Below are 14,887 nucleotides of genomic sequence, written 5' to 3'. Positions count from 1 at the left end.
CGGAGGAGGGGGAAGAAGTCATGCAGCTGATCTACCGGTAAATCCGGGAGGTCCGCTGCGTATCCGCCGGGCGGGAAACCGCCGTGGCGGTAACCCGCCCTGGCTGGACGGGGTGTTGACGGGCGTTTCCGGCGTTTCAGGCCACCGTGGCGAGCGGCTGTCCACTGCTGTCGTGGTGGATCGGGGTGTGGGCCCCGGTGAGCGGTACGCCGCTGCCGCCGCGCCGGACCGCGACGATCTCGGCGGCGATGGACAGGGCCGTCTCCTCCGGTGTGCGGGCGCCCAGGTCGAGGCCGATCGGCGAGTGCAGCCGGGCCCGTTCGCGGTCGGTGAGGCCGACCTCGCGCAGTCGTTCGTCGCGGTCCAGGTGGGTGCGGCGGGAGCCCATCGCGCCGACGTAGGCGACCGGGAGGCGCAGGGCGGTCTCCAGGAGGGGAATGTCGAACTTGGCGTCGTGGGTGAGGACGCAGAGCACCGTACGCGCGTCGGTCGCGGTTCCGGCGAGGTAGCGGTGGGGCCAGTCGACGACGATCTCGTCGGCCTCGGGGAAGCGGGCCGCTGTGGCGAAGACCGGGCGGGCGTCGCAGACGGTGACCCGGTAGCCGAGGAACTTCCCGGCGCGGACCAGTGCGGCGGCGAAGTCGATGGCGCCGAACACGATCATGCGCGGCGGCGGGACGCTGGACTCGACCAGCAGCTCGATGGGCCGACCGCAGCGGGAGCCCTCCGCGCCGATGGCGAGCGGCCCGGTGCGGCCCGCGTCCAGCAGGGCCCGGGCCTCGGCGGCGGCGGTCCGGTCGAGCGCCGGGTGGCCGCCGAGCCCGCCCCGGCGACTCCCGTCGGGGTGGACCAGGAGCGGCAGGCCGAGCAGTTCACCGGGTCCGTCCGTGACCCGGGCCAGGGCGGCCGCCGCCCCCTCCGCGGCGGCCGCGAGCGCGGCGGCGAACACCGGGCGGGCGGGATCGTCCGTCCGTACCGGTGTCACCAGGATGTCGATGACGCCTCCGCAGGTCAGACCGACCGCGAAGGCGTCCTCGTCGCTGTAGCCGAAGCGCTCGCGGACGGATTTCCCGTCGTCCAGGGCCTGTTGGCACAGTTCGTAGACGGCCCCCTCCACGCAGCCGCCGGACACCGAACCGATGGCCGTGCCGTCGCGGTCGACGGCGAGGGCGGCTCCGGGCTGCCGGGGCGCGCTGCCGCCGACCGCCACGACGGTGGCGACGGCGAACTCGCGTCCCTGCGAGACCCACCGGTGCAGCTCCTCGGCGATGTCCAGCATGGCGTGTCTCCTTAGGCGGGAAGGGGGCCCGGGCGTCAGTGGACGCCCAGCCAGCTCTCGATCGGGTTGAGGGCGAAGAAGACGATGAAGATCACCGTCAGCCCCCACATGAAGGCCCCGACCTCGCGGGCCCGGCCCTGGGCGAGCTTGATGGCGCTGTACGCGATGACACCCGCGGCGACACCGGTGGTGATGGTGTACGTGAAGGGCATCAGGACCACGGTCAGGAAGACCGGGATGGCGACCGAGCGGTCGCTCCAGTCGACGTGCCGGGCGTTCTGCATCATCATCGCGCCGATGACGACGAGGGCGGCGGAGGCCACCTCGGTCGGCACGATCGCGGTGAGCGGGGTGAAGAAGAGGCAGGCAGCGAAGAAGAGACCCGTCACGGCGGAGGCGAGCCCGGTCCGGGCCCCTTCGCCGACGCCGGTGGCCGACTCGACGAAGACCGTCTGGCCGGAGCCGGAGGCGACACCGCCGATCACGCCGCCCGCGCCGTCGATGAACAGCGCCTTGGACAGGCCCGGCATGCGGCCCTTGTCGTCGGCGAGCTTGGCCTCGGTGCCGACGCCGATGATGGTGGCCATCGCGTCGAAGAAGCCGGCCAGCACCAGGGTGAAGACGATCATGCCGACCGTCATCACGCCGACGTCGCCCCAGCCGCCGAACTCCACGTTGCCGAAGAGCGAGAAGTCGGGGGTGGAGACCGCGCTGCCCTCCAGCTCCGGCGGGCCGCTGCTCCACGACTTCGGGTCGATGTCGACGATCGCGTTGATGACGATCGCGACCACGGTGCCGACGGCGATGCCGATGAGGATCGCGCCGGGGATGTTGCGCGCCTGGAGCATGAAGATGAGCAGCAGGGTCACGCAGAAGATGAGGACGGGCCAGCCGGCGAGTTCACCGGCGGGGCCGAGGGATACGGGGGTCGCCTTGCCCTGGTGGACGAATCCGGCCTTGTAGAGGCCGATGAGGGCGATGAAGAGCCCGATGCCCATGGTGATGCCGTGCTTGAGGGCGAGGGGGATCGCGTTCATGATCATCTCACGGAGGCCGGTGACCACCAGGAGACAGATCACCACACCGTAGATCACGCACATGCCCATGGCCTGCGGCCAGGTCATGTTGGGCGCGACCTGCGAGGCGAGCACACCGGAGACGCTGAGCCCGGCGGCGAGCGCCAGGGGCACCTTGCCGACGAAGCCCATGAGCAGGGTCGTCGCCGCCGCCGCGAAGGCGGTCGCGGTGATCAGGCCGGGCTGGCTGAGGAGGTCGCCGTTGACGTCCTCCCCGCCCAGGATGATCGGGTTGAGCAGGAGGATGTACGCCATGGCCATGAAGGTCGTGACGCCGCCGCGCAGCTCGCGCGCGACCGTGGATCCTCGTTCGGATATGTGGAAGTACCGGTCGAGCCATGATCTTCCGGCGGGGACGCGCGAGCCGGGGCCCGCGCCTTCCGGACTGGTCTTCGGTTCCACTGACTGCTGGGTCATGATGCCTGACTCCCAAGGTTCACAGGGGCACCCGCTTGGAGATTCCTGAATGCGGGATTTGGGATGACTGCGTCGGCTGCACGACCCGGGGACGGCCGGGACGGACTGTTGAAGCAGAACGGATGTGCCGGCGGCACGGATGATCCGTGAGGCGCTGCCGTGCTCTCGGGCACGGCTGTGAAGAACCGCGAGCGGTGCGGTGCTTGATGCCTCCGGGCGGTGCGGGGTGCGGAAAAGTGTGACGTTCTCGGCGCTGCGCACCGCCCGGAGAGTTCGGGGGGGGACCGCTCGGAGCCGCCGGGCGGCGACCGGTGGGAGGCCGCCCGGCGGGTCGCTCAGGTGCTGGTGAGGTGTTCGGGCCGCACCGGTGTCCTGTTGAGCTCCAGACCCGTCGCGTTCCGGATCGCCGCGAGGACGGCCGGGGTGGACGACAGGGTGGGGGCCTCGCCGATGCCGCGCAGCCCGTACGGGGCGTGCTCGTCGGCGAGTTCGAGCACGTCGACGGGGATGGTCGGCGTGTCGAGGATGGTGGGGAGCAGGTAGTCCGTGAAGGAGGGGTTGCGCACCTTCGCGGTCTTCGGGTCGACGATGATCTCCTCCATCACCGCGACGCCCATGCCCTGGAGGGTGCCGCCCTGGATCTGGCCCAGGACGGAGAGCGGGTTGAGCGCCTTGCCGACGTCCTGGGCGCAGGCCAGTTCGATGACCTTGACCAGGCCGAGCTCGGTGTCGACCTCGACGACCGCGCGGTGGGCGGCGAAGGAGTACTGGACGTGGCCGTTGCCCTGTCCGGTGCGGAGGTCGAAGGCTTCGGTGGGCCGGTGGCGCCACTCCAGCTCGATGTCGATCGCCTCGTCCTCCAGGACGTCGGCCAGGTCCGCGAGGACCTCGCCGCCGTCGGTGACGACCTTGCCGCCCTCCAGGAGGAGTTCGGCGGTGGCCCAGGCCGGGTGGTAGGTGCCGAACTTGGTGCGGCCCAGCTCCAGGACCTTCTCCCGGACGGCTTCGCAGGAGTTCTTGACCGCGCCGCCGGTGACGTATGTCTGGCGGGAGGCGGAGGTGGATCCGGCGGAGCCGACGCGGGTGTCGGCGGGGTGGATGGTGACCTGGTTGACGCCGAGTTCGGTGCGGGCGATCTGGGCGTGCACGGTGACGCCGCCCTGGCCGACCTCGGCCATCGCGGTGTGCACGGTGGCGACCGGCTCGCCGTTGATGACCTCCATCCGCACCCGGGCGGTGGAGTAGTCGTCGAAGCCCTCGGAGAAGCCGACGTTCTTCAGGCCGACCGCGTAGCCGACGCCGCGCACGACGCCTTCGCCGTGGGTGGTGTTGGAGAGTCCGCCGGGCAGGGCGCGTACGTCGACGGAGGTGCCGGCGGCGCCGGCGGTCAGCCACTCCTGCTCGGGCGGCAGCGGCCGGGCCTTGACCCGGCGCAGCAGTTCGGCGACCGGGGCCGGCGAGTCGCAGACCTGGCCGGTGGGCAGCAGCGTGCCCTGCTCCATGGCGTTGAGCTGCCGGAACTCCACCGGGTCCATGTCGAGCTTCGCGGCGAGCTTGTCCATCTGCGCCTCGTAGGCGAAGCAGGCCTGGACCGCGCCGAAGCCGCGCATCGCGCCGCAGGGCGGGTTGTTGGTGTAGAGGGCGACCGCCTCGATGTCGACGTCCTCGATCTTGTACGGGCCGACCGAGAGCGAGGAGGCGTTGCCGACGACCGCCGGGGAGGCGGAGGCGTAGGCCCCGCCGTCCAGGACGATGCGGCACTTCATGTGGGTGAGCTTGCCGTCCTTGGTGGCGCCGTGCTCGTAGTGCAGCTTCGCCGGGTGCCGGTGGACGTGTCCGAAGAAGGACTCGAACCGGTTGTAGACGATCTTGACGGGCTTGCCGGTGCGGAGCGCCAGCAGGCAGGCGTGGATCTGCATCGAGATGTCCTCGCGACCGCCGAAGGCGCCGCCGACGCCGGAGAGCGTCATACGGACCTTGTCCTCGGGCAGGCCGAGGACGGGGGCGATCTGGCCGAGGTCCGAGTGGAGCCACTGGGTGGCGACGTACAGCTCGACGCCGCCGTCCTCGGAGGGCACGGCGAGGCCGGACTCGGGGCCGAGGAAGGCCTGGTCCTGCATGCCGAAGGTGTACTCGCCGGTGACGATGACGTCGGCGCGCTTCGCCGCCTCGTCGGCGTCGCCGCGGATGATGGGCTGGCGGTGGACGATGTTGGGGTGCGGGACGTGGCCGATGTGGTGGTCGTCGCGGCCCTCGTGGACGAGCACGGCGTCGGGGGCGGTCGCCGAGGCCTCGTCGGTGATGAGCGGCAGCTCGCGGTACTCGATCCTGATCTTGGCGGCGGCGCGGCGCGCGGTCTCCGGGTGGTCGGCGGCGACGATGGCGACCGGCTCGCCGTGGTGGCGGACCTTGCCGTGGGCGAGCACCGGCGTGTCCTGGATCTCCAGGCCGTAGTTCTTCATCGCGGCGGGCAGGTCGTCGTACGTCATCACCGCGTAGACGCCGGAGGTGGCCAGCGCCTCGGAGGTGTCGATGGAGACGATCTCCGCGTGGGCGACGGTGGAGCGCAGGGTCTGGCCCCACAGCATGTCCTCGTGCCACATGTCGGAGGAGTAGGCGAACTCTCCGGTGACCTTGAGGGTGCCGTCGGGGCGGAGCGTGGACTCGCCGATGCCGCCCTTGGTGGGCGAACCCTGGGTGATCTTCGTCGGCGTGCCGGACGGTGTGTTCTGGGCCTTCGGCGTCGTGGCGGCGGGGCGCGTCGTGGCTTCGGGGCGCGTGGTGGCTTCGGGGCGCGTCGTCATGACTGGGCCGCCTCTCCCTGGCGGGCGGCCGCGAGGCGGACCGCGTCGAGGATCTTCTCGTAGCCGGTGCAGCGGCACAGGTTGCCGGAGAGGGCCTCGCGGATGTCCTGGTCGGACGGCGAGGGGGTGTTCTCCAGCAGTTCGTCGGCGGCGACCAGCAGGCCGGGGGTGCAGAAGCCGCACTGGACGGCTCCGGCGTCGATGAACGCCTGCTGGATCGGGGCCAGTTCGACGGCCTCGCCGGTCTGGCCGTCGGTGGGCCTGGACTGCCAGCGCTTGGCCGCGTCCAGGGTGGTGCCGCACGCGCCGGAGGCGCAGCCGCCGCCGGGGTGGGCGTCCTCGCGGTGCTTGGCGTAGTCGGCGAGGCCCTCGACGGTGACGACCTCGCGGCCCTCGACCTGGCCGGCGGCCACCAGGCACGCGCAGACCGGGACGCCGTCCAGGCGGACGGTGCAGGATCCGCACTCGCCCTGCTCGCAGGCGTTCTTGGAGCCGGGCAGGCCCATGCGCTCGCGCAGGACGTAGAGGAGGGACTCGCCCTCCCAGACGTCGTCGGCTTCCTGCTGACGGCCGTTGACCGTGAAATTGACTCGCATGGTTACGCGGCTCCTTCCAGCGTGCGGCCGACGCCGCGGTACTGCTCCCAGGTCCAGCCGAGCGTGCGGCGGGCCATGATGCCGACCGCGTGCCTGCGGTACCTCGCGGTGCCGCGCACATCGTCGATCGGGTTGCAGGCGCCGGACGCGAGGGCGGCGAACTGCTGGGCGATGGCGGGGGTGATGATCTTGCCGTTCTCCCAGAACCCGCCCTCTTCGAGCGCGGCGTTCAGGAACTCCTCGGCCTCCTTGGCCCGGATGGGCGTCGGGGCCGCGGAGCCGATGCCGGTGCGCACGGTGCGGGTCTCGGGGTGCAGGGCGATGCCGAACGCGCAGACGGCGATGACCATGGCGTTGCGGGTGCCGACCTTGGAGTACTGCTGGGGTCCGTCGGCCTTCCTGATGTGCACGGCGCGGATCAGCTCGTCCGGCTCCAGGGCGTTGCGCTTGACCCCTGTGTAGAAAGCGTCGATGGGAATCAGCCGCGTACCGCGTACGGATTCGGCCTCGACCTCGCAGTCGGCCGCGAGGAGGGCCGGGTGTGCGTCACCGGCCGGCGAGGCGGTGCCGAGGTTGCCGCCGACGCCGCCGCGGTTGCGGATCTGCGGGGAGGCGACGGTGTGCGAGGCGAGCGCCAGACCGGGCAGTTCGGCGCGCAGGTGTTCCATGATGCTGCTGTACGGCACGGAGGCGCCGAGCCGCACGCTCTCCTGGCCCACCTCCCACTCGGACAGCTCACCGATGCGGTTCAGGTCCAGGAGGTACTCGGGCCGCCGGTGGTCGAAGTTGATCTCGACCATCACATCGGTGCCGCCCGCGATGGGCACAGCGGTGGGGTGCTCGGCCTTGGCGGCGAGCGCCTCCTCCCAGCTGGCGGGGCGAAGGAAGTCCATGAGTGGCTCTCTTCTTCTCAATCGGGTCGTTCGCCGGGGCCGGGGACGGCCTGCCTCGACTGGCTCGTTCATCGAGTGTTCACGTGGTGTGTGGCCCAGTACACAAGCCCTGCTCCTACCGGTGCAGTCACCGAAACACTGAAGGAGTTGGCTGGTGTCCGTCCTCGTCTTGTAGATTCGAACGAATGGCGGGAATCAGCGACCTCGCCGCAATCGACAGTTACCCGGATCGCTCCCGGCTCCCCCACCCCACGACCTCCTTCACCCCCTCCCACCCCCACCTGCTCCTTCACCCACTTCACCTGCTCCCCTACGGAAAGATCGGCGGCGACGAGATGCGGCTGCGCGCACTGCTGGAGACCGACGCGCTGGGCCTGCGGCTGCTCGGCGGCGAGGACGAGCTGGACCGCTCGGTCCGCGGCGTCATGACGACCGACCTGCGCGATCCCAGCCGCTACCTCTCCGGCGGGGAGCTGGTGCTCACCGGCCTCGCCTGGCGCCGGGACACCGAGGACTCCGAGCCGTTCGTCCGGATCCTCGCGGGCGCCGGGGTGGCCGGTCTCGCGGCCGGCGAGGCGGAGCTCGGCGACATCCCCGGCGATCTGGTCGAGGCCTGCCGGCAGCACCGCCTCCCCCTCTTCGCCGTGAACGAGACCGTTGCTTTCGCAACGATCACCGAGTACGTCGTCCGGCAGGTGTCCGGTGAGCGGGCGGGTGATCTGGCGGCCGTGGTGGACCGGCACCGACGGCTGATGACCTCGGGCCCGGCGGGCGGCGGCCCCGAGGTGGTCCTGGACCTCCTCACCTCCGACCTGGACCTGCGTGCCTGGGTCCTCTCCCCCACCGGCCGCCAGATCGCCGGGGCGGGGGCCCCGCTGCCCGGACCGCTGGGCGCGGCGCTGGCCGGGCACCACCTGGCCGCGACCCGTACCGGCCGCCGGGGTCCGCACCGGGCGGCCGTCGCCGGCACGACGTACTCCCTCTTCCCGATCCGGAACACCGGCCGGGGCGCGGTGCCGGCCGCCCGCGACGTGCGCGAGTCGGTGCTCTCCGACTGGCTGCTGGCGGTCGAGGCCGACGCCTCGGACTGGCCCGCCGCCCGGCTCGACCTGCTCCAGGGCGTCACCCAGCTGATCGCGGTCGAGCGCGACCGCCGCGACGCGGCCCGTACGGTACGCCGCAGGCTCGCCCAGGAGGTGCTGGAGCTGGTCCAGGCGGGTGCCGCCCCCGCCGAGATCGCGGCGAGGCTGCGGGTCGCCGCACCGGTCCTGCTGCCCGGCCTCGGGGTGGCCCCGCAGTGGCAGGTCGTGGTGGCCCGGGTCGACTGGAGCTCCGGGGACCAGGTGGGCGCCGGGGACGACATCGCGAGCGGCCCGGTGGCACAGGCGCTGCTGGAGGAGATCCTCGTCGACCCGGCGGTCAGCGGCCCCGACTCGGCCGACCGGATCGCCGTCGCCCACACGGGCGAGGAGGCCATCGCCCTGGTGCCGCTCCCCACGCCCACCACCGTGGCGGCGGATCCCGGGGAGGGTGCCGCGGGCGACGGGGACGCCGACGCCCTCGACGCGGATCCCGGGCTGCACGCCGACGCGCTGCTCGCCTTCGTACGCGAACCGCTCTCCGCGGGGCTCGCCGACGACGGCCGGCTGACACTGGGTGTCAGCGCGGCCGTGCATTCCGCCGAAGGGCTGCGCGGCGCGCTGGAGGAGGCCCGGCACGCCCGCCGGGTGGCCGCGGCCCGCCCGGGTCGGGTCTGCGCGGCCGGCCACCACGAACTGGCCTCGCACGTGCTGCTGCTGCCGTTCGTCCCCGACGACGTCCGGCGCGCCTTCACCGCCCGGCTGCTGGACCCGCTGCGGGACTACGACCGGCGCCACCGGGCGGAGCTGATCGAGACGCTGGAGGCCTTCCTGGACTGCGACGGGTCCTGGACCCGCTGCGCGGCCCGGCTGCACCTGCACGTCAACACGCTGCGCTATCGCGTCGGCCGCATCGAGCAGTTGACGGGGCGTGACCTTTCGCGCCTGGAGGACAAGCTCGACTTCTTCCTCGCCCTGCGCATGAGCTGATCTTCCGGCGGCGCACGGGGCCCGGCGGGGCCCCGTCGCGCTCCGGCCGATTGTGAAATCTTTCACCTGACATTGTCCGGACCCCTTGGCCCGGAGTGCCGATCCATGCTGAGATGCGCCGTACCCAACAGCACAATGGCGCGCTCGGGGAGGGCAATGTGGCGCATACCGCCATGTCTGGTTCCGGAACGACAGCAGATGACGATCCTCCGCTCCAGACCGCGGTATGGCGGCTGCGCTCACGCGCCTGCTGGACGGACGCGGCAGCACTGCTGGAGCACGACGCGCGCACCGGTCCGGCCGCCGCTCTCCAGCGCACCGCGCTGCTGACCGAGCGGTGCCTCTACACCGGACAGGGCTGGACCGACGCCGAGGACGCCCTGCGCACCGCGGAGGCCATCGCCCGCAGCGACGACGAGCGCGGGTCCGCCGCCTCCGAGCGGGGCCATCTGGCGTACGCCTCGACCCTCCTCGCGGTACGGGACCGGGCCGACGAGGCGAGCGTCGCGCTGAGCCGGTCGGCGGCGCTGCTGGCCCCGGCGTCCCCGGCCCGGCCGCTGCTGGACTTCCGGCGCGGACTGATCGCCCAGAACATCGCGGATTCGCCGCAGTCGGCGCGCGCCGCCTTCCGCCGGGCGCACGCCGGTGCGGCGAACCTGGGCGACGCGTTGCTCCTCTCGTCCACCTGGCGACACCTGGCGGCGCTGGCCCTGCGCGAGGGGGAGGCGGCCGAGGCCCGGCACGGCTTCGCGGAGTCGCTGCGGATCCGGGAGGAGCTGGGGTTCCTGGTCGGCACGGCCCCGGCGCTGATCTCGCTCGCGGAGACGGAGGAGGAGCCGGAGGCGGCGCGGCTGCGGGCCGAGGCCGGCCGGCTGTTCCGGCTGCTGGGCGGCGTGCCCACCTGGCTGGCTCCCCACCTGGGTCCCCCGGCCCCGCGCCCCGCCGCCGAGGCGGGCTGAGCCGGACCGTCCGGGCCCCCGGGGCCGCGGGCACCGGACCGGTCAGCCGTCGGCGCCGGCGAAGTGCTCGCGGACCAGGGCCTGGACGACGGTGAGGTCCTGGGAGACGAGGGCGTCGAGCAGGGCGGTGTGCTCGGAGGCGTCGGCCAGCAGGTCGGCCCGGCGGGTGGCGGGGCCCGACACCAGGGGCCACTGGGAGCGCCGGTGCAGTTCGTCGGCGACGGTCACGAGCTGCTCGTTGCCCGACAGCGTGAGGACCGCGCGGTGGAAGGCCCGGTCCGACTCGGCGTAGGCGGCCCGGTCGCCGACGGCCGCCGCCGTGACCGTGGCCTCGGCCAGCGGGCGCAGGGCGCTCCAGCGGTGGGCCGGGACCGTACGGGCGAGGCCCAGCATCACCGGGACCTCGATCAGCGCCCGCACCTCGGCCAGTTCGGCCAGCTCGCGGGGGCCGCGTTCGCTGACCCGGAAGCCGCGGTTGGGCACGACCTCGACGGCTCCCTCGACGGCCAGCCGCTGCATGGCCTCGCGCACCGGTGTGGCGGAGACCCCGAAGCGGGCGCCGAGCGCGGGGGCGGAGTACACCCGGCCGGGCACCAGCTCCCCGTCGACGAGCGCGGCGCGCAGGGCGTCCAGGATCTGACCGCGGACCGAGTGGCGCCGGACGGCGGCACGGGGGGCGGCGGGCTCGCCGTGAATGTGCTCGCCCCGGGCGGCCTGTTCCTCCCCGGCCGGTCGCCCGCCGGCCCGCCCGGACCCGGTCGGCTCGCACCCGGGCCGCTCGCCCCGGCTCTGTTCCGGCACCCGGCACTCCGGCATCCGGCCGTCGGCCGCGGTGCGCGGGAACGCTCCCAGGGCGTACGCCGCACGTGCGCTCTCGCGCGCGCTGCCCTGCTCCACCCGGACCTCCTCCGCCTGCCGCGGTCCGACTCGCGTGCGCCGGGCCTCCTGTGCACGATAGAGGGAGGAGGCTGCGGTTCAAACATCGATGGCATCGGGTAAGGTAAGCCTTACCTGCAAACGATCCCGATTCGGTGGTCCCCTGCATGACCCTCTCTCCGCCGTTCACCGGCACCGCGACGTCCCCCGTGACCGCCGCGTACACCCGCCTGACCGAGGTGTTCCCCGGTCTGCGGGCCGACGTGCTCGACGGCGACGCCGTGGCCCCGTCCGGAGCGGGCTGGGTCGGCGCGGCGGAGCTGGCCGCCGGCGGTCCCGCCGTGGACGCCTTCCTCGCCTGGGACAACGCCCAGGTGCTGCGGGACTACGGGCAGCAGGCCCGTCCGGACGTGGTGGCGAGCTTCGGTCTCCACCGGTACGCCTGGCCCGCCTGCCTGCTGGTGACGGTGCCCTGGTTCCTCCAGCGCCGGGTGCCGCGGATCCCGGTGGAGGACGTGGCCTTCCAGCGGGCGCTGGGACACCTGACCGTGCGGGTGGGGGAGTTCGCCTGCCTGCCGGACGATCCGGCCGCCACCCTGCCCGGGGCCCGGGTCGTCCCGGACGAGGCGGCGCTGCGGGCCGAGGTCCTGGCCGCCCTGACCGAGCACCTGGGTCCGGTGCTGGAGGGCTTCGGGCCGCGCATGCGGCGCGGGAAGCGGGCCCTGTGGGGGATGGCGACCGACGAGATCGTCGAGGGCCTCTGGTACATCGCGCATCTGCTGGGCGAGGAGCGGCGCGCGATGGCGGAGCTGGAGCTGCTGCTCCCCGGCACGACGAAGCCGTACGTCGGCACCGCGGGCTTCCGTGAACTGACCGGGCCCGACGGGCAGTCGCTGCCGACCCGGGACCGGGCGAGCTGCTGCCTCTTCTACACCCTGCGCCCCGAGGACACCTGTGTGACCTGCCCGCGTACCTGTGACGCGGACCGGGTGCGCAGGCTCGCGGCCGCTTCCTGATCCACTCCGCCCGTCCGGATGACGCGGAATCGAACGCGAACCGGCTCGACCGGGCGGTCGTTCGAGAAGATTCCACCCATCGATGGCCTCTCCCACCCCCATGGCGTGCTCTTGTCCCGAAACCACCGGAGCGGGACGGGAATTCCGTCACGATGGCGCACGAAACGCCCTACGTGACGCAAGGGACCGCGCATGAGACTGACCGACATATCGCTTGACTGGCTGCTTCCGGGCGCCGTACTGCTCGTGGGGGTCATGGCGGCGGTGACGGTGGTCGCACGCGGCAAGCGTGCCGCCGGCAAGGCCGCGGCCGACGACTCCTGGGAACGCAGCGAGGAGCGCCGCAGACGCAAGGAAGCGCTGTACGCCACCGCGAGTTACGTCCTGCTGTTCTGCTGCGCGGCGGTCGCCGCCGCGCTCTCCTTCCACGGGCTCGTCGGCTTCGGCCGGCAGAACCTGAACCTCACCGGAGGCTGGGAGTACCTGGTCCCGTTCGGACTGGACGGGGCCGCGATGTTCTGTTCCGTGCTGGCCGTGCGGGAGGCGAGCCACGGAGACGCGGCGCTCGGCTCCCGGCTGCTGGTGTGGACCTTCGCCGGGGCCGCCGCCTGGTTCAACTGGGTGCACGCCCCCCGGGGCATGGACCACGCGGGCGCACCGCACTTCTTCGCGGGGATGTCCCTCTCGGCCGCGGTGCTGTTCGACCGCGCGCTGAAGCAGACACGCCGCGCCGCGCTGCGCGAACAGGGCCTGGTGCCCCGCCCGTTGCCGCAGATCCGGATCGTCCGCTGGCTGCGTGCGCCCCGGGAGACCTTCGGCGCCTGGTCGCTGATGCTCCTGGAGGGCGTCCGCACCCTGGACGAGGCGGTGGACGAGGTGCGGGAGGACCGCAGGGAGCGTGAGCAGGACCGGCTGCGCCGACGCGACCAGGAGAAGCTGGACCGGGCCCGCATCAAGGCCCTGAACCGGCAGAACCGGGTCTGGGGACGCGGCGGACGGGCCGGGCAGCAGGTGGACGTGCCCGCGCTCGCTGCGGCCTCGGCCGGTGCGCCGGCCGTAGCGGAGCCCGCCATAGCGGAGCCGGGTCAGCTGCCCCTGCGACCCCGGCCATCCCTGCAAGCCGTCGGCCCGAAACAGGCGGACGGTTCGAGCTCGAAGATCCTGGACGCGCCGAACCAGGGAGGTGACCCGAGGACCGTCGACCTCACGGCCGAGGACGACACCCAGACACTCCCCCGGCTCGACTCGCTGGAACAGAAACTGAAGGATCTGGAGCAGCAGTTCGGCTGAGAGCACCGCACGGCGGATGAGCCCTCAGGGCCTTCCGCCGTGCAGCTCGAACCAGACGACCTTGCCCAGGGCCTGTGCCTCCACGCCCCAGGCGTCGGCCAGGCTCCGGACCAGGATCAGGCCCCTGCCGTGCGTACCGTCGTCGGCGTTCGGTACGTACGGCGCGGGCAGATCCTCCGACGCGAAGTCCTGGACCTCCACCCTCAGTCGGGCCGGTGTCGCCGTGGCGGTGACCACGGCTCCGTGCCGGGTGTGGATGAGAGCGTTGGTCACCAGCTCGCTCACCAGCAGTTCCGCCGCCTCGGTCCGCTCCTCGTCGGAGCTGCCCCGGAGGAACTCCCGCAGTTCCCTGCGGACTTCGCCCACCGCCGACCGTTCGGTGTGACCCACCCTGCGGCGCATCCGGGTCGGCGGCGGCCCCTCGCCCGGTCTCCGGCCCCGGGGGCCACGCCCCTCGACGACCGCGGTCCTTCTCTGACGCTTCGCCATTTCCCCCGCCCGCACAGTGAACCGACCTCCTCTGATCCGGCCGCCCGTCGAACAGCCTCACGGGATGCATGCCCCTGTACGTACACGGTCACGCTTGTCGAGCCATCAATAGGTGAACGGTCAGGAGCGGCGAGGGGCGCACGGAACATCCCACCCGCGCACGCCATCACCACATAGGCGCAGCTCCGGTCAACATCCCGCGAATTCGTCCGAGTTGACGTTGACGAGCCGACTTCTACGCGCGTCATCATGATGGCATGCGCCTCCCCCCACGCATCTCTCGGCTCGGCGGCTCGGCCGCCCTCCTGTCCGTCGTCCTCCTCACCTCAGGTCCGGTCGCCGCCCAGGCGGCCACCCCGGCCGCCGCCCCCACCGCCCACTCCGCGACCGCCTTCCGGGCGGCCGCGGTCGGCAGCATCTGCTACTCCGCCCTGCCGTCCCAGGCGCACGACACCCTGGATCTCATCGAGCGGGGCGGTCCGTTCCCCTTCGAGCAGGACGGCACTGTCTTCCAGAACCGCGAAGGCCTGCTGCCCGGCCAGTCCACCGGCTACTACCACGAGTACACGGTCATCACGCCCGGCTCCGACACCCGCGGCGCCCGCCGGATCGTCACCGGTGAGCAGGTGGAGGAGGACTACTACACCGCCGACCACTACGCCTCGTTCGATCGGGTCGACCACGACTGCTGACCCCCTCCGGGGAGCGTCGCGCGCGTGCCGCGCGCTCCCCGGCCCGGCGGCCCGGGTACCTTCCCGTGGAGCCGTCACGCACGACGACGACCCTCCGGTGAGGGGCCCGGCCCGATCCGGCCCCGAGCCTTCAGTTCCTGCCCCCGACCCCCCTCGCGGGGGTTCGCGCGCCACCGAGGAAAGCCGCGAGACCGGTGTCGAAGTCCGAGCCGGACGGCACGAACAGAACGGTCCGGTCCGGTGCGACGTACACCTTGCCGCCGCCGCGCCCGGTCTGTACGACGCACACGCCCGTGCCGTCCGCCAGCTCGACGACCCTCACCCCCGCACCGGATGGAAGGCCGAGGAACGCCAAGCCGTCCTCGGTCAGTTGTTCCTTGGTGGCCATGTGTCTCCTCCTCGCCCCCGGTCGCTCCCACGACCTGCCGAGC

13 protein-coding genes are annotated in these 14,887 nt (G+C 72.5%); 5 read left to right on the top strand and 8 right to left on the bottom strand.

What is annotated here, in order from left to right; all coding sequences use genetic code 11:
- Positions 1 to 136 precede the first annotated feature (136 nt).
- The 5 genes from DTB53_RS10860 to DTB53_RS10840 form a co-directional block, all read right to left on the bottom strand.
- Positions 137 to 1,279: an XdhC family protein gene (locus tag DTB53_RS10860; protein WP_003965391.1), complete on the bottom strand. Its 1,143-nt coding sequence runs from the start codon at positions 1,277 to 1,279 to the stop codon at positions 137 to 139.
- 35 nt (positions 1,280 to 1,314) lie between these two features.
- On the bottom strand, positions 1,315 to 2,772 hold the full coding sequence (locus tag DTB53_RS10855; protein ID WP_003965392.1) for an NCS2 family permease: 1,458 nt from the start codon (positions 2,770 to 2,772) through the stop codon (positions 1,315 to 1,317).
- 335 nt (positions 2,773 to 3,107) lie between these two features.
- Complete coding sequence (locus DTB53_RS10850) at positions 3,108 to 5,576, bottom strand: xanthine dehydrogenase family protein molybdopterin-binding subunit (protein WP_012378472.1); 2,469 nt, start codon at positions 5,574 to 5,576, stop codon at positions 3,108 to 3,110.
- Positions 5,573 to 6,172, bottom strand: coding sequence for a (2Fe-2S)-binding protein (locus DTB53_RS10845; protein WP_003965394.1), 600 nt, complete (start codon positions 6,170 to 6,172; stop codon positions 5,573 to 5,575). Before DTB53_RS10845 ends, DTB53_RS10850 begins: the two co-directional genes overlap by 4 nt.
- 2 nt (positions 6,173 to 6,174) lie before the next feature.
- Positions 6,175 to 7,065: an FAD binding domain-containing protein gene (locus DTB53_RS10840; RefSeq protein WP_003965395.1), complete on the bottom strand. Its 891-nt coding sequence runs from the start codon at positions 7,063 to 7,065 to the stop codon at positions 6,175 to 6,177.
- A gap of 335 nt (positions 7,066 to 7,400) precedes the next feature.
- Between DTB53_RS10840 and DTB53_RS10835 the strand changes: the two genes are divergently transcribed.
- Entirely contained in the window at positions 7,401 to 9,134 is a 1,734-nt protein-coding gene (locus tag DTB53_RS10835) for a PucR family transcriptional regulator ligand-binding domain-containing protein (RefSeq protein WP_012378473.1), read from the top strand.
- A gap of 173 nt (positions 9,135 to 9,307) precedes the next feature.
- The gene (locus DTB53_RS10830; protein WP_030703816.1) at positions 9,308 to 10,093 is read left to right on the top strand and encodes a hypothetical protein; all 786 of its coding nucleotides are present in this window, start codon (positions 9,308 to 9,310) and stop codon (positions 10,091 to 10,093) included.
- Between the two features lie 42 nt (positions 10,094 to 10,135).
- Here DTB53_RS10830 and DTB53_RS10825 read toward each other — a convergent pair whose 3' ends face one another.
- Complete coding sequence (locus DTB53_RS10825; protein WP_012378475.1) at positions 10,136 to 10,990, bottom strand: GntR family transcriptional regulator; 855 nt, start codon at positions 10,988 to 10,990, stop codon at positions 10,136 to 10,138.
- A gap of 146 nt (positions 10,991 to 11,136) precedes the next feature.
- Here DTB53_RS10825 and DTB53_RS10820 point away from each other — a divergent pair, with 146 nt between their 5' ends.
- Both DTB53_RS10820 and DTB53_RS10815 read left to right on the top strand, forming a co-directional pair.
- Positions 11,137 to 11,985 carry a (2Fe-2S)-binding protein gene (locus DTB53_RS10820; protein WP_003965399.1) on the top strand — a complete coding sequence of 283 codons (849 nt, stop codon included), beginning with the start codon at positions 11,137 to 11,139 and terminating at the stop codon, positions 11,983 to 11,985.
- 192 nt (positions 11,986 to 12,177) lie between these two features.
- On the top strand, positions 12,178 to 13,275 hold the full coding sequence (locus DTB53_RS10815; RefSeq protein ID WP_003965400.1) for a DUF2637 domain-containing protein: 1,098 nt from the start codon (positions 12,178 to 12,180) through the stop codon (positions 13,273 to 13,275).
- 24 nt (positions 13,276 to 13,299) lie between these two features.
- On the opposite strand, the gene DTB53_RS10810 is transcribed toward DTB53_RS10815, so the two are convergent.
- The gene (locus tag DTB53_RS10810) at positions 13,300 to 13,665 is read right to left on the bottom strand and encodes an ATP-binding protein (RefSeq protein ID WP_030703811.1); all 366 of its coding nucleotides are present in this window, start codon (positions 13,663 to 13,665) and stop codon (positions 13,300 to 13,302) included.
- 356 nt (positions 13,666 to 14,021) lie between these two features.
- On the opposite strand from DTB53_RS10810, the gene DTB53_RS10805 reads away from it, so the two are divergent.
- Positions 14,022 to 14,456 (top strand): guanyl-specific ribonuclease, encoded by a 435-nt coding sequence (locus tag DTB53_RS10805; protein ID WP_012378477.1) that lies wholly within the window; start codon positions 14,022 to 14,024, stop codon positions 14,454 to 14,456.
- Positions 14,457 to 14,586: 130 nt separating this feature from the next.
- Here DTB53_RS10805 and DTB53_RS10800 read toward each other — a convergent pair whose 3' ends face one another.
- The gene (locus tag DTB53_RS10800; protein ID WP_042495784.1) at positions 14,587 to 14,844 is read right to left on the bottom strand and encodes a hypothetical protein; all 258 of its coding nucleotides are present in this window, start codon (positions 14,842 to 14,844) and stop codon (positions 14,587 to 14,589) included.
- Between the last annotated feature and the right edge of the window lie 43 nt (positions 14,845 to 14,887).

The sequence above is a fragment of the Streptomyces griseus genome, assembly GCF_900460065.1.
Taxonomy (GTDB): domain Bacteria; phylum Actinomycetota; class Actinomycetes; order Streptomycetales; family Streptomycetaceae; genus Streptomyces; species Streptomyces griseus.
This window is presented reverse-complemented; position numbering and strand designations above follow the sequence as displayed.

Excerpts from the sequence above, each read along its gene's own strand:
- DTB53_RS10855 (WP_003965392.1), bottom strand. The coding sequence starts at position 2,772 with ATGACCCAGCAGTCAGTGGAACCGAAGACCAGTCCGGAAGGCGCGGGC.
- DTB53_RS10830 (WP_030703816.1), top strand. The coding sequence starts at position 9,308 with ATGTCTGGTTCCGGAACGACAGCAGATGACGATCCTCCGCTCCAGACC.
- DTB53_RS10850 (WP_012378472.1), bottom strand. The coding sequence starts at position 5,576 with ATGACGACGCGCCCCGAAGCCACCACGCGCCCCGAAGCCACGACGCGC.
- DTB53_RS10835 (WP_012378473.1), top strand. The coding sequence starts at position 7,401 with ATGCGGCTGCGCGCACTGCTGGAGACCGACGCGCTGGGCCTGCGGCTG.
- DTB53_RS10840 (WP_003965395.1), bottom strand. The coding sequence starts at position 7,065 with ATGGACTTCCTTCGCCCCGCCAGCTGGGAGGAGGCGCTCGCCGCCAAG.
- DTB53_RS10805 (WP_012378477.1), top strand. The coding sequence starts at position 14,022 with ATGCGCCTCCCCCCACGCATCTCTCGGCTCGGCGGCTCGGCCGCCCTC.
- DTB53_RS10845 (WP_003965394.1), bottom strand. The coding sequence starts at position 6,172 with ATGCGAGTCAATTTCACGGTCAACGGCCGTCAGCAGGAAGCCGACGAC.
- DTB53_RS10800 (WP_042495784.1), bottom strand. The coding sequence starts at position 14,844 with ATGGCCACCAAGGAACAACTGACCGAGGACGGCTTGGCGTTCCTCGGC.
- DTB53_RS10815 (WP_003965400.1), top strand. The coding sequence starts at position 12,178 with ATGAGACTGACCGACATATCGCTTGACTGGCTGCTTCCGGGCGCCGTA.
- DTB53_RS10820 (WP_003965399.1), top strand. The coding sequence starts at position 11,137 with ATGACCCTCTCTCCGCCGTTCACCGGCACCGCGACGTCCCCCGTGACC.
- DTB53_RS10860 (WP_003965391.1), bottom strand. The coding sequence starts at position 1,279 with ATGCTGGACATCGCCGAGGAGCTGCACCGGTGGGTCTCGCAGGGACGC.